This is a genomic window from Lactobacillus sp. UMNPBX12 (assembly GCF_002553955.1).
GTDB classification, from domain to species: Bacteria; Bacillota; Bacilli; order Lactobacillales; family Lactobacillaceae; genus Lactobacillus; species Lactobacillus crispatus.
Genome location: NZ_PCYY01000005.1, coordinates 65,407 through 80,095 on the forward strand (window position 1 = coordinate 65,407; position 14,689 = coordinate 80,095).

Annotated in this window: 13 protein-coding genes; 10 read left to right on the forward strand and 3 right to left on the reverse strand. The window is 37.5% G+C overall.

Annotation, left to right across the window (positions count from 1 at the left end; genetic code table 11):
- The first annotated feature begins 16 nt into the window (after positions 1-16).
- A complete protein-coding gene (gene ppc, locus CP363_RS03300; RefSeq protein WP_089145726.1) occupies positions 17-2,755 on the forward strand; it encodes a phosphoenolpyruvate carboxylase in 2,739 nt (912 codons plus the stop codon).
- A 90-nt stretch (positions 2,756-2,845) separates the two neighbouring features.
- Here the strand turns inward: ppc and CP363_RS03305 are convergent, their stop codons facing one another.
- Complete coding sequence (locus CP363_RS03305) at positions 2,846-3,451, reverse strand: ECF transporter S component (RefSeq protein ID WP_061205043.1); 606 nt, start codon at positions 3,449-3,451, stop codon at positions 2,846-2,848.
- 305 nt (positions 3,452-3,756) lie between these two features.
- Between CP363_RS03305 and CP363_RS03310 the strand changes: the two genes are divergently transcribed.
- The 5 genes from CP363_RS03310 (at position 3,757) to CP363_RS03330 (ending at position 9,796) form a co-directional block, all read left to right on the forward strand.
- Positions 3,757-4,851 carry a BMP family protein gene (locus tag CP363_RS03310; RefSeq protein WP_023487778.1) on the forward strand — a complete coding sequence of 365 codons (1,095 nt, stop codon included), beginning with the start codon at positions 3,757-3,759 and terminating at the stop codon, positions 4,849-4,851.
- A 142-nt stretch (positions 4,852-4,993) separates the two neighbouring features.
- Positions 4,994-6,079, forward strand: a complete 1,086-nt coding sequence (locus tag CP363_RS03315; protein ID WP_013087069.1) for a BMP family protein — start codon at positions 4,994-4,996, stop codon at positions 6,077-6,079.
- Positions 6,080-6,160: 81 nt separating this feature from the next.
- A complete protein-coding gene (locus CP363_RS03320; RefSeq protein ID WP_023487779.1) occupies positions 6,161-7,699 on the forward strand; it encodes an ABC transporter ATP-binding protein in 1,539 nt (512 codons plus the stop codon).
- On the forward strand, positions 7,692-8,840 hold the full coding sequence (locus tag CP363_RS03325) for an ABC transporter permease (protein ID WP_005726928.1): 1,149 nt from the start codon (positions 7,692-7,694) through the stop codon (positions 8,838-8,840). The genes CP363_RS03320 and CP363_RS03325 overlap by 8 nt, the downstream gene beginning before the upstream one ends.
- A complete protein-coding gene (locus CP363_RS03330) occupies positions 8,840-9,796 on the forward strand; it encodes an ABC transporter permease (RefSeq protein WP_098035840.1) in 957 nt (318 codons plus the stop codon). Before CP363_RS03325 ends, CP363_RS03330 begins: the two co-directional genes overlap by 1 nt.
- 102 nt (positions 9,797-9,898) lie before the next feature.
- Here CP363_RS03330 and CP363_RS03335 read toward each other — a convergent pair whose 3' ends face one another.
- A complete protein-coding gene (locus tag CP363_RS03335; RefSeq protein WP_013087072.1) occupies positions 9,899-10,726 on the reverse strand; it encodes an aldo/keto reductase in 828 nt (275 codons plus the stop codon).
- Between the two features lie 126 nt (positions 10,727-10,852).
- Here CP363_RS03335 and nagB point away from each other — a divergent pair, with 126 nt between their 5' ends.
- The 4 genes from nagB to CP363_RS03355 all read left to right on the forward strand — a co-directional run bounded on the left by nagB (position 10,853) and on the right by CP363_RS03355 (position 13,790).
- The gene (nagB, locus tag CP363_RS03340) at positions 10,853-11,572 is read left to right on the forward strand and encodes a glucosamine-6-phosphate deaminase (RefSeq protein ID WP_005719942.1); all 720 of its coding nucleotides are present in this window, start codon (positions 10,853-10,855) and stop codon (positions 11,570-11,572) included.
- Between the two features lie 294 nt (positions 11,573-11,866).
- A complete protein-coding gene (locus tag CP363_RS03345; protein WP_089150038.1) occupies positions 11,867-12,514 on the forward strand; it encodes a deoxynucleoside kinase in 648 nt (215 codons plus the stop codon).
- Positions 12,515-12,531: 17 nt separating this feature from the next.
- A complete protein-coding gene (locus tag CP363_RS03350; RefSeq protein WP_013087073.1) occupies positions 12,532-13,218 on the forward strand; it encodes a deoxynucleoside kinase in 687 nt (228 codons plus the stop codon).
- Between the two features lie 113 nt (positions 13,219-13,331).
- Positions 13,332-13,790: a hypothetical protein gene (locus tag CP363_RS03355; protein ID WP_089143196.1), complete on the forward strand. Its 459-nt coding sequence runs from the start codon at positions 13,332-13,334 to the stop codon at positions 13,788-13,790.
- A gap of 47 nt (positions 13,791-13,837) precedes the next feature.
- Here the strand turns inward: CP363_RS03355 and CP363_RS03360 are convergent, their stop codons facing one another.
- Entirely contained in the window at positions 13,838-14,638 is an 801-nt protein-coding gene (locus CP363_RS03360) for a Cof-type HAD-IIB family hydrolase (protein ID WP_089150039.1), read from the reverse strand.
- Positions 14,639-14,689: the final 51 nt, after the last annotated feature.

Here is a 14,689-nt window from a genome sequence, read left to right on the forward strand (position 1 = left end):
AGGAACTTTTTTCACCATGACTGTTAAAAAATTAGAAAATAACAGCGATGTTAATGTAGTGGCAGAAGAAAGCAAAGTTTTAACTAATTTACTGAATGAATCAACTAAGCAAGTAATCGGTCAAGCAGCTTTCGATAAGATCCAAAACTTAATTAAAATCTCTGCCGCCAAAGATTATCAAGAACTTGAAAAGCAAATTGCTAGTCTTAACAATCGCGAAATGATTGTTGTTGCACGTTATTTTGCTACTCTCCCACTCTTGATCAACATTTCAGAGGATGTAGAACTAGCAAGTAAAGTTAATGTGCTTAACAATACTCATCAAGATTATCTAGGTAAATTGAGTGACACAATTGACATTGTAGCCCAAAAGAAAAATGCCGAAGAAATCCTTGAACATGTAAATGTAGTACCCGTTTTAACTGCCCATCCTACTCAAGTACAAAGAAAAACCATTTTGGAATTAACCGATCAAATTCATCAACTTTTGCGCAATTATCGTGATGTGAAGAATGGCACAATTGATCGCGATGAATGGACTGAACAAATGCGGGCTTGCATTGAAATTTTGATGCAAACTGACATTATTCGTGGTCACAAATTAAAGGTAGCTAATGAAATTACCAATGTTTTGGCTTACTACCCTAAGGCTTTAATCCCTGCAATCACCAAATTTACTAGTCGTTACAAGGAATTAGCTAAAAAACACGGGCTAAACGCTAGTCATGCTACGCCAATTACCATGGGAATGTGGATCGGCGGCGACCGTGACGGTAACCCTTATGTAACGGCTGATACGCTAGAACTAAGCGCTACTTTGCAAAGCCAAGTAATCTTTGAATATTACATTAAGCAAATCAATAAGCTTTATAGAGCCATTTCCATGTCTACTTCTTATATGGAGCCATCTGACGATGTAATGCACCTATCTGAGCTTTCTAATGATGATTCACCATTCAGAACTAACGAGCCATATAGACGAGCATTCTACTATATTCAAAGCCGTTTAGTGCACACTGAACAAAAATTACTGAATATTACTAACAAGAACACTTTCTTAAAGAAACGTGACCTCCAAAATCTTGATAAAATCCCTTGTTATCAAAATGCTCAAGAATTTAAAGCCGACTTAGAAATCATCAAAAATTCACTTGAAGAAGACCATGATCACGCCGTAGTAGACAGCTACTTTACTCAAATTCTTGAGGCTATCAACATCTTCGGCTTCCATCTAGCTACAATTGATATGCGTCAAGATTCTAGCGTTAACGAGGCCTGTGTCGCTGAGCTACTTAAGAGTGCTGGAATTTGTGACAATTATAGCGATTTAAGCGAAGACAAAAAGATCAAGCTTTTACTCAACGAATTGAACAATGATCCACGTAACTTACACGCCAATAACAAACCCAAGTCTGAGTTACTACAAAAAGAATTAAAGATCTACAAGACTGCTCGTCAATTGAAAGACCGTTTGGGTGAAGACGTCATCAAGCAACATATTATTTCTCACACTGAGAGTGTTTCAGACATGCTAGAACAAGCAATCATGTTAAAGGAATACGATTTACTTGATAATCAAAAAGCCCGAATTCAAGTGGTACCACTATTTGAAACGGTTGAAGACTTGAATAATGCCCGGGAAATAATCAAGGAATTCTTAAGCTTTGATATCGTCAAGAAGTGGCTTGTTTCTCAAAATAATTATCAAGAAGTTATGCTAGGCTACTCAGATTCTAATAAGGACGGTGGCTACTTAGCTTCATGCTGGAACCTTTATAAAGCTCAAAAGGATCTAACTAAGATCGGTGAAGAAATGGGTATCAAGATTACCTTTATGCATGGCCGTGGCGGTACCGTTGGTCGTGGTGGTGGTCCATCATACGAAGCAATTACAGCACAGCCATTCAAGTCAATTAACGATCGGATGCGGATGACTGAGCAAGGTGAAATTATCCAAAACAAGTATGGTAATAAAGACACCGCCTACTACAACCTAGAAATGTTAGCTTCAGCAACAATCGATCGAATGGCTTCTAAACAAATCGTTAGCGAAGATCATGTCGCAGATTTCCGTTCTTCAATGGATCAAATCGTAGCTAAAAGCAACGAAGTTTACCGGAAACTAGTATTTGAGAATCCTAACTTCCTTAAGTACTTCTTCCAAGCAACTCCAATCAAAGAAATCTCTGGTCTTAACGTAGGTTCACGTCCAGCTTCAAGAAAGAAACTCACTGACTTTTCTGGCTTAAGAGCCATCCCTTGGGTTTTCTCTTGGTCACAAAGCCGTGTAATGTTCCCTGGTTGGTATGGCGTAGGTTCTGGTTTCAAGTCATTTATCGATGCCGATCCAGCCAACTTGAAGGAATTACAAAATATGTACCAAGGTTGGCCATTCTTCCACTCCCTGCTTTCCAATGTTGATATGGTTTTATCTAAATCAAATATGAGAATTGCCAAGCAGTATGCGGATCTTTGCGAAGATGAACAAGTTAAATCAGTCTTTGATATCATCAATCAAGAATGGGAACTAACTAAGAAAGTCATCCTACAAATTGAAGGTCATGATGAATTAATCGAAGATGCACCTACTCTTAAGAAGAGTCTGGAATACAGAATGCCTTACTTCAACATTTTGAACTACATCCAATTAGAAATGATCAAGCGTGATCGTGAAGATGAGATTCAAGGTGTTTACCAAAGTATTATTCCAATTACTATCAACGGTGTGGCTTCCGGTTTACGTAATTCAGGATAAAAAACACATAAAATTCAGCTAAAAAAGGCTCCTCATTGCCTGTTTTATCAAGCATTTGAGGAGCTTTTTTTAATTTATTAAACTTTTTAGTTACGCCTTTTTCATAACTAAGTTAAGTGGCGTTACAATTACTGGAACTACAATAGCTGTAAAAATTGCTTCTACTAAACCGTTCATGCCCAATGCCATAATTAAAATTAAAATCAATGGCGTACTTGAACTATAATTTCCTAGGTAATGAGTTAAGCTTGCTGGATCATGCATGAAGAAAATACTCGTCAGCAAAATAACCATCACGGTATTAGTTAACGAAGTGACTGCTCCACTTATGATATAACCCAATTTCGCATATTTAGTCTTACTCATACCCTTCGCAATAATTCCCGGGAAATAGCCAGCCAAAATACTTGGTACCAATGAAATTACCGGATTTTGGAACAACATTAAGCTGACCATATCGCCAGGTTGAGTATATGCAACAATCAATCTGGTAATACCCCAGAATAAGCCAAAGCCTAACCCGGCCTTTGGTCCCATTAACGTGCCATAGACGGCAATTGTCATTGGAATAGTAGTTACAGCTGGCAAAGCCGGGATAATTCTTACATAGCCAACATTTGGCACAAAAGTCTGTACAATCAATAAAGCAGCAAAGACAGCAGTAATTGCTAATCTTTTAGTTTCTTCTCTTCTCATATATTTCTCCAACTTAATTCTTTAGACTCAATTAAACCATAATTAAGATTTTTTCTCAGCAAAAAAGTTTATTATACAATATCTAGGTATATTTTATCTAATATGACAAGATATTGTATTTTTTATTATTTTTTTACTTAATTATGCATTATCCTTACTCTCTCTAATGCATAATCGTGTTCTATACCAATTAAGAATCCCTTTATATCAATACTTTATGTTGTATGTCAATTTTGACATAGCCACTAAATATTGTTAACCTCGTTTTATGTTAAAAATCATTTGATGGAGAGAGGATCAATTTTATGAATAAAAAAGTCAAAAAATTACTATCTATTGGTGTGCTTGCATTGAGTTTAGGTGCAATTTTAACCGCCTGCTCTGGTAAAAAACAGGGTGCAAGCAATAATAAATCAAGCGATGCCAAGCACTCTATTGCATTAATTACTGACGGTAATGGTGTAAATGATAACTCTTTTAACCAATCTGCTTGGGAAGGATTTCAAAGTTATGGCAAAGAGCACAACTTGAGCCGCGGTCGAAACGGTTATCAATATTTTCAATCAAGTAGTGCTGCTGATTTCACTCCTAATTTTGATCAAGCAGCTAAAGCTGGTTATCAAACTATCTTTGGCGTTGGTTACAGTTTAAAAGATGCCGTAGCTTCTGCCGCTAAACGCTATCCTAAAAAGAATTTTGCCATTATTGACGATGTAATCAAGGGACAAAAGAATGTTGTCTCAGCTAATTTCAAGAGCGAACAAGCTTCCTACTTAGCTGGTGTCGTAGCTGCTAAAGAAACCAAAACCAACACGGTTGGCTTCATCGGCGGTGCTCATGGCGATATTGTCGACCTTTTTGATGCCGGATTTACTCAAGGTGTTAAAGATCAAGCCAAAAAAATGCACAAAAAAGTTACTATCTTAAACCAATATATTGGCAACTTTACTAGTTCAGACAAGGCCAAATCAATTGCTCAATCAATGTACACCAAAAAAGCCGACATCATCTTCCATGCTGCTGGTGGTGCTGGTGATGGTCTTTTCCAAGAAGCTAAAGCCATTAATCAAACTAGACCAGCTAAAGATAAAGTGTGGGTAATCGGAGTTGATGTCGATCAATCTCATCTCGGTAACTACACTGCTAAAGGCGGACAAAAATCTAATTTTGTTTTGACATCAGTAATAACTGGAGTAAATGTTGCTGTTAAAGATATCGCCAATAGAGCTTATAATAATAAATTCCCTGGTGGTAAAAATTTAGTTTATGGGCTTAAAAACAATGGTGTTTCTATTGAACGAGGACAGATTTCAGCTTCAACTTGGAAAGATGCCCAAATTGCTAGAGCTAATATCCTAAAAGGCAAAATTAAGGTTGCCATTCATCCTAACAATAAATAAAAGCATACTAGTATAGTTTGCTTTTTTATAATTACAATCAATTATTTTTTTGCCTGATCAATATTTTTGTTGACAAAATACGTATTAATTAATAAACTTATTTATAAATTGTTCGGTATTAATATTGTGGAGGACAGAAATAATGAACGTAAAGTTCAAGAAAATTTTATCATTTGGTGTCGTTTTAGCATCAGTTGGCTTGATTCTAACTGCTTGTTCGGGTAAAAAGTCTGGTCAATCAGCCAACAAAGATACTAAACATGGCATTGCCCTAATCACAGATGAAAATGGTGTTGATGATCATTCATTTAACCAAGCTGCATGGTCAGGATTTAAAGCATACGGCAAGGAACATGGTTTAAAACAAGGAAAAGGTGGTTATCAATACTTCCAGTCTAGCAGTGCCGCAGACTTCACTCCTAACTTTGATCAAGCCGCTACAGCCGGCTACCAAACCATTTTCGGTGTTGGCTATCAATTAGCCGACGCAGTCAAGCAAGCAGCCAAGAAGAATCCTAAAAAGAATTTCGTTATCATTGATAGCGTTGACTCTGGGATTAAGAACGTCGCTTCTGCCACCTTTGAAAGCAATCAAGCTTCTTATCTTGGCGGATTGGCCGCAGCTTACACCACTAAAACCAACAAAGTAGGTTTCATTGGCGGTGCTAAGTCATCTATTATTGATTTATTCGAAGCCGGTTTTAAGCAAGGTGTTGCTGACGGTGCTAAAGCTCTTCACAAGAAGATTTCAGTTCAAACCCAATACATCGGTAACTTCACTTCAACCGATAAGGCTAAATCAATTGCTCAATCAATGTATGCTAACCGCGCTGATATTATTTACCAAGCAGCCGGTAACGCAGGTAACGGTGTTTTCCAAGAAGGAAAAGATTACAACCAAGCCCGTCCAGCAGCTAAAAAGGTTTGGGTAATCGGAGTTGACGTTGACCAATCTAACCTAGGTAACTACAAGTCAAAAGATGGTAAGAAAGAGAACTTCACTTTAACTTCCGTCTTAAAGGGCTTAGATGTTGCTACTAAGTCAATTGCTAATGATGCTTACAATGGTAAATTCCCTGGTGGTAAGCACTTAGTTTACAGCTTAAAGGGTAATGGGGTTTCAATCACCAAAGGTAATTTAAACGCTAAAACTTGGGCAGCAGTACAAAAGGCTCGTCAACAAATTATTGATGGCAAGATTAAGGTTGCTACTGCTCCAACTAAGTAATTCAGCTGCTTAGTATTTTGAGAACTCTTCGTTTTTTAGCGAAGAGTTTTTCTATAGTTAATTAAGGAAGTATTTATTTACATGAAAGAACAGAGAAATAAAGTAATCGAGATGCGCCATATTGTCAAAGATTTCGATGGTTTCAAGGCAAATGACGATATTAACCTTACGCTCTATCAAGGTGAAATTTTGGCTTTGCTTGGCGAAAATGGCGCGGGTAAATCTACCTTAATGAGAATTTTATCTGGCTTACTTGAACCAACAAGCGGTGAAATTCTGGTTAATAATCAAAAAGTAAATATTAAAGATCCAACTGTCGCTAAAAAATTAGGCATTGGGATGGTACACCAGCATTTCATGCTTATGGATTCATTTACCGTTTTAGAAAATATTATTCTAGGACATGAATCAACTAAGGGACCCGTTATCGATCTGAAAAAGGCAAGAAAACAGGTCCTAGCTCTTGCACAAAAATATGGCTTTGCTATTAATCCAGATGCCAAAATCTCTAGCATTACTGTCGCCCAACAGCAAAGAGTTGAGATTCTAAAGGTACTTTATCGTGGTGCAGATATTTTAATTTTTGATGAACCAACTGCTGTTTTAACCCCACAAGAAATTTCTGAATTTATTAAAGTACTCAAAAATTTAGCTAAAGAAGGCAAATCAATCATTTTGATCACTCATAAATTAGAAGAAATCAAGGCTGTTGCAGATCGAGTTACAGTTATCAGACGTGGTCACGATGTTGGTACTTTTGCTGTTGATCAAGTTAGTGATGAGCGGTTAGCCGAATTAATGGTGGGGCGGCATGTCAACATGAAGCTAACCAAACCAGCACCTAACTTGGGCAAGCAAATTCTAGCAATCAAAAACTTACAGGTAAAAGGAAATCACGGTGCCTTAAGCGTTAAAGACCTTTCCCTTTCAATCCGTGGAGGTGAAATTTTAGGGCTAGCCGGAATTGACGGCAATGGACAAGATGAACTGGTTGAAGCAATCACTGGTTTACGCCATGTTAAGTCAGGGCAAATTTTAATTAATGGTCAAAATTTAACCAACCAAAAAGTTCGCAAAATCACCGAAGCTGGCGTAGCGCATATTCCTGCAGACCGGCAAAAATATGGCTTAATTCTTCACATGTCATTAGCTGATAACTTAGCGCTGCAAACTTACTACCAACGTCCCTTCTCTAATCATGGCATCATTAATCATCAAGCAATTTTGAAGCATGCCGTAGATTTAATTAAAAAATTCGATATTCGAACTACTAGCCCTGCATTGCCAGCTAGCGACCTATCGGGAGGTAACCAGCAAAAAGCAATTATCGCTAGAGAATTAAATAGAAACAGCGATCTAATCATTGCATTCCAGCCCACTCGCGGTTTAGATGTTGGTGCAATTGAGTATATTCATAAGCAGCTTTTAGCTCAAAGAGCAGCAGGAAAAGCTATCCTATTAATTTCATATGAACTTGATGAAATTATGCAATTATCTGACCGGATTGCTGTTTTGCATGATGGTCAAATTTCAGGCGAAGTATTACCTGAAAAAACTACAGATCAAGAACTAGGTCTTTTAATGACCGGTGTTAAGAAAGAAGATGCAACAATTGATTAAAGTTACACCTAAAGTCAAAAATATTCTAGTACCAGTTATCTCAGTAATTGCTGGTTTTATAGTTGGTGCAATTATCATGCTGATTTGGAGCTATAATCCTTTTCAAGCATACAGCTCCATGTTCTCTAGCGCACTGGGCAATATGAATGGTATTGGTGAAACTATTCGTGAAGCTACGCCATTAATTTTTATTGCTATCGGTTTTGCAATTGCCTCAAAAGCTGGCTTCTTTAACATCGGTTTGCCAGGTCAAGCACAAGCTGGTTGGTTGACTTCTATTTGGATTGTATTGGCCAATCCTCAATTGCCTAAGCCAGTATTATTGCCTTTAGCTATTATTGCAGGCGCTATAGCTGGTGCTATTGTTGCAGGAATTGCTGGCTATTTAAGAGCTCAATTTGGAACTAATGAAGTAATTACTACTATCATGCTTAACTATATTGTGCTCTATACTTGTCAATATTTAATGCAACAAGTAATGTCCTCAAAATTAAGAATTGATACCGATACTACCAAAACAATTCCAGCCAATGGCAGCTTAAAGCTTAACTGGTTAACTAGCATGTTTGGTGATTCGCGAATCAATGCTGGTATTTTCTTAGCAATTATTGGGCTTATTTTTTATTGGTATTTAATGAAAAAAACTACCGTTGGTTTTGAAATCAAGGCAGTTGGACTCAATCCTTTTGCTAGTCGCTATGCCGGGATGTCTTCTAAAAAGAATATTATTATTTCAATGTTACTTTCAGGTGCATTTTCTGGCTTAGGCGGTGTAGTACAAGGACTTGGTACCTACCAAAACTACTTCACTCAAACAACTAGTTTGGATATTGGCTGGGACGGGCTTTCAGTTGCCTTACTTGGTGGTGGAACTGCAATTGGTATTTTATTAGCTTCACTTCTTTTCTCAATTTTAAAAATTGGTGGTTTGGGCATGCAAACTATTGCCGGTATTCCTTATGAAATCGTATCTATCGTAATTGCTGCCATCATTTTCTTCATCGCTATCAATTACGTCATTGGTTTGCTTTTTAAAACTAAGAAGAACCGCAGTGATTACTACATTCCAACCAGAAAAGAAAAAGGACCCAACAATGGTGTTGATGGTCCAGGTAGAAAAGTAATCGAAGGAGAAAAATAATGAATTTCGTTACAATGATGGCGTTAATTGTTTCATCCACTTTAGTTTATTCTGCGCCTCTAATCCTAGCTTCTCTTGGTGGTGTTTACAGTGAAAACTCTGGGATTGTTAATATTGGCCTGGAGGGTATCATGACCATGGGAGCCTTTGCGGCGATTGTCTTCAACCTAACTTTCGCTTCAACTTTTGGTGCAGCTACTCCTTGGCTTGGCACTCTAGTCGGCGGAATTGTTGGTTTGATTTTTTCATTGCTTCACGCTGTTGCCACAATCAATTTTCACGCTGATCATGTCATTTCCGGAACAGTGCTGAACATCATGGCACCACCTTTGGGTGTTTTCTTGATCAAGGCAATTTATGATAAAGGCCAAACTGAAAATATCACCGCTAACTTCGGCTACTTCAGCTTTCCTGGTTTAAGCAGCATTCCCATCGTTGGGCCAATCTTCTTCAAAAACACCTCTGCCCCTGCTTGGATTGCCATTATTCTTGCTATTTTTATGTGGTGGATTTTATATAAGACTCGCTTTGGCCTACGCTTACGTTCATGTGGTGAAAATCCTCAAGCAGCTGACACAATGGGAATCAATGTCTATGGCATGCGTTATGCAGGTGTATTAATTTCCGGCTTTATGGCAGGTCTTGGCGGTGCCGTCTTTGCTCAAGCAATATCTGGTAACTTCTCTGTTTCTACTATCGTTGGACAAGGATTCATGGCTTTAGCTGCCGTTATATTTGGTAAATGGAATCCAATCGGTGCAATGCTCTCATCCCTTTTCTTTGGTTTTGCTCAAAGCTTAAGTATTATTGGACATCAACTGCCAGGAATCGATCAAATTCCATCCGTTTACATGCAGATTGCACCTTACGTTATTACAATCATCGTTTTGGTCCTCTTCCTCGGCAAGTCAGTTGCACCTGCCGCAGATGGGGTTAACTACATCAAATCGAAATAAGAAAAAAGGTTGTTTCACATGAAACAGCCTTTTTTTACACATGTCCACATAGTTATCCACAAGATATAGTGATTATATGTGATAATCTTACTATATCTTGTACTAAATAACAGCTAACGGCGTTTTTTCAGTTGGCATTGGAAAATCACTGTTAAGCAATCTAAGCTCATCATCTGTAAGTTTAATCTTTTGTGTTGCAATATTTTCCTTCATGTGTTCTACACTACTTGCCTTAGGAATCGTTAAAACATTGCCATTGCGCATCGTCCAAGCTAGCATTATCTGATGAGGCGTAACGCCATGATCACGTGCAACAATTTTCAAATTACGCGTAATTCGAATTGTGTTGCCCTTGCCTGAATTAAATGGTGAATACCCAATAAAGTTTACACCGTGCTCTTCTTGCCAAGCTTGCAGATCAAATTCTGTCCCACGTTCACTGATATTGTATAAGTCTTCATTAGCAAAGCATTCTTCTCCACCTGGCACTGTAAAAAGCTCCTGCATATCAGCCGTATCAAAGTTGGATACACCCCAATAACGGATCAAGCCATCTTTTTGTAATGCTTGTAAGCCGCGGATCGTATCAGACAAGCGGTGACTGCCCCGCCAGTGTAATAGATAAAGATCCAGATGATCTGTTCCAAGGCGTTTTAGACTGGCTTCTAGACTCTGACGTTCTAGTTTTGGCGTTGCATGATAGGGGTAGAATTTTGAAATCAAAAATAATTTTTCGCGATCATATCCTTTAATCGCTTCACCAATTAGCTCTTCGCTTTGGCCATCCCCATACATTTCGGCTGTATCAATTACACTCAAGCCATGATCAAGGCCATAGCGAATAGCTGCTATTTCATCTTTTTTCTTTTTAGGATCTTCACCCAAACCCCAGCTGCCAATTCCTAAACCTGTTAGTTTTTCAAAATTCATCCTCGTTCACTTCCTTATGTTCAAATTTTAACATAATTGATTCGTAATTATTTTTATCAACCAATTGACAAAATGGTCTATTCCATTTTATAATGGACTAGACCAGTAAATGAGGAGGTCTTAATTATGAAAGTTATTGTTACCGAAAATAAAATTCAAGGTGGAGCAAAAGCATTTGAAATTTTTGAAAAAGGAATCAAGAACGGTGCTAAAGTCTTAGGTTTGGCAACCGGCTCAACCCCTGAAACACTTTACCAAAACTGGGTAAAAAGCGATCTTAACTGTGAAAATCTTACCAGCATTAACCTCGATGAATACGTTGGTTTAACCCCAGATAATCCTCAAAGCTACCACTACTTCATGCAAAAGCATTTATTTGACAAGAAGCCATTTAAGAAGACTTACGTTCCTGACGGTATGGCAAAAGACGTTGATGCTTTTTGTAAAGAATATGATCAAATTATCAAAGACAATCCTATCGACATTCAACTATTAGGAATCGGCCGCAATGGTCACATTGCCTTTAACGAACCAGGCACTCCATTCAACATCGGCACTCATGAAGTTAAGTTAACCGAAAATACTATCAAGGCTAATGCTCGCTTCTTTGACAGTATCGATGAAGTGCCAAAGAGTGCCATCTGCATGGGTACTGCTAATATTATGCAATCTAAGAAGATTGTTTTGATGGCTTTTGGTGAAAAGAAAGCTCACGCAATCAAGAAAATGATTGAAGGCAAAGTCACTGAAGAAGTACCTGCATCAATTTTGCAAAAACACCCAGATGTAACGGTGATCGTAGACGAGGCTGCCGCACAAGAATTAGACGACAAATACAAGAACTAAAAACAATAATTTAATTATCAGCATAGAAAAAGCTAGGCTTTCTACAATCGTGGAAGACCTAGTTTTTTTATTTAGCAGCCTGTATCTACAATGAAATATACTTCACAAAATTTCATTTTTATATAAAAAATGAAACATAATTCAGTTTTTTATCGAATTATGTTTCATTCCTATTCGATTTTTTATTTCTACCCTTGACTTTTAGATGTGAAACATAATCAAAAAATCACTTGTGTGCCACAACATATCGTATTAAACTTAATAATTGTCTACATATGGTATTTAAGAAAGAATGTGATTCAAGTTATTGTTTTAAGTGGGCCAATTGGAGCCGGTAAATCCAGTTTAACCAGTATTCTAGCTGAACATTTAGGGACTCAGGCATTCTATGAGGGCGTTGATAACAATCCCGTATTGCCTTTATACTACAAGGACATGAAGCGTTACACTTTTTTGCTTAACACTTACCTCCTTAACCACCGTTTAGCACAGATCAATCAAGCAATTCAAGAAAAAAACAGTGTCTCCGATCGTTCTATCTATGAAGATGCACTGTTCTTCAAGATGAACGCCGATAGCAAGGTCGCTGATCCAACCGAGTTCAAGATCTACGATGACTTACTCGACAACATGATGGAAGACACTCCTGGCAATCCAAGTAAGAAGCCTGACTTACTGATTTACATTCATGTCTCCCTTGATACTATGCTTAACCGAATCAAGAAGCGCGGTCGTTCATTTGAGCAAATCAGCACTGATCCAGGTTTGAAAGATTATTACGCAAGACTTTTAAAGTACTACAAACCATGGTATGAAAATTATCATGCCTCACCAAAGATAGAAATCAATGGCGACAAACTTGATTTTGTTACCAACATGGATGCACAAAAAGAAGTACTTAAAGAAATTGATGAAAAGTTGCATGAAATCGGCAACTTATAAGAAAAAGAAGGAACGTGATGACAGTTATTGTTTTAAGCGGGCCAATTGGAGCCGGTAAATCCAGTTTAACAGGTATTTTATCTAAATATTTAGGGACTAAGCCTTTCTATGAAAGTGTTGATGACAATCCAGTTTTGCCACTTTTTTACGCTGACCCTAAAAAATATGCATTCTTATTGCAAGTATATTTCTTGAACACACGCTTCCACAGCATTAAAGACGCGCTCACTGAAGATAATAACGTCTTAGATCGTTCTATCTATGAAGACGCCTTATTCTTCCAAATGAACGCTGATATCGGCCGTGCTACTTCTGAAGAAGTCGATACTTACTATGAGTTATTGCACAATATGATGAGCGAACTAAAACGGATGCCTAAGAAGAATCCTGACTTGCTCGTTCACATTAATGTTTCTTATGATACGATGATCAAGCGAATTCAAAAACGTGGCCGTCCTTACGAGCAGCTGAGCTATGATTCAACCTTGGAAGACTATTACAAGCGTTTGTTGCGCTACTACAAGCCATGGTACGATAATTACGACTACTCACCTAAGATGGAAATTGATGGTGATAAGCTTGACTTCATGGCTAATCCAGCTGATAAGCAAATAGTCTTGGATCAAATCACTGACAAATTAAAAGAAATGGGCAAGTTGCCTGCAGATTGGAAAAAGCCAACCGATATTCAAATCGAAGCATAAATAAAAACATTCAATTTGCGTACGAATGCATTTTGAATGATTTTTTGTTTACAGTGAATTTTTCGCTTTATTTTTGTATAATTTGAAAAAATGTGTTTAAAGGAGGAGTTTTTATGTTATCAACCGTAACCGGTGGACAATGGTTTTTCCCACTTATCATAGTTTGCTTAATTTTGGGCATTGTCGCAATCATCGCTCAAAAGAAAAAGTTGACTAAACTAAAAAGAATAACCGATAACTTTGCCTATGCAATATTAGTTATTCTCTTAATCATTGAATGGATTCTATATTTTCAAAAACAATTTAATTTTATTACTCCAGCAATCTACACCCTTGTTGTCATCTATCTTATTGGACGGCAATTACTAACCAGATACCGTTCTTCTCTATTGAAAAAATTAGGAAGCAAATATAAGCAACTGACAATTGGACTTGATACTATTTATATTCTCCTGGTTGCCCTATTACTTTTAATCGGATCTAAATTTTCAACTATGGGCTGGATCATTGCTGGATTAGTTATCGTAGCCTTTGGCTTCGTTAGCTACATCTTTGAAAAAGACAAACAATAATTTCCCAGGAAATAATAAATCGCATAGAGCTTCTATGCGATTTTTATTTATTCAATTTTTGCTAATGCCTTCGCAACCCCATCATGATTGTTATCAGCAGTAATTTGTGCCGGAGCAAATTTTTGTTTTAGTTCTGCTGGGGCATTACCCATTAAAAATGGATACCCCACTTCTTCCAACATATCTTCATCGTTATAGTTATCGCCAAAAGCAATGCAATTTTGCAAGTCTACGCCATATTCTTGAGCAACTATTTTGACTGCACTAGCCTTGCTTACACCCTTTAAAACAATTTCTAATAGATTCTCTGCTGATCTAACAAAAGTCAAATCAGGATATTTAGCAGTTAATTCTTCTTGCATACGATCAAGATCCGCTGAATCTCCCATAATTAGACCTTTATGCACGCCCTGCAGTTTTTCAAGTTGATTAATTGTAGTCGGTGTTGCTTTTACATCGACAATTCTTTCTTCATTTTTAACCCGTGGGCTCTTTTCTTCACTACAATACCAAACATAGCCACTATAGATATTCCAAGCTGCATCATTATCTTGCTCATCAACGTAGCGGCAAATTTCAGCTGCTTCTTTTGCATTAAAAAAACGGCTGATTAGTACTTTGCCTGTTTCATCAAGGGCTAAAGCACCGTTATACGCGATAAACGGACAAACTTTCAAAATTTGATTAACCACTGTCATCATCCCTTTAGGAAGACGTGCTGATGCAGGAACGAAAATATTACCATTAATAATTTGTCTACGAATTGCATCCCGCGTTGCGGCGGTTACCTTTAAATCATCATTAATTAATGTGCCATCAAGATCTGAAAAAATAAGTTGTGCGGACATTCTTTCACCTTTATTTCTTTTTTAATTCTTATATCCTAGGATAATGCTTTA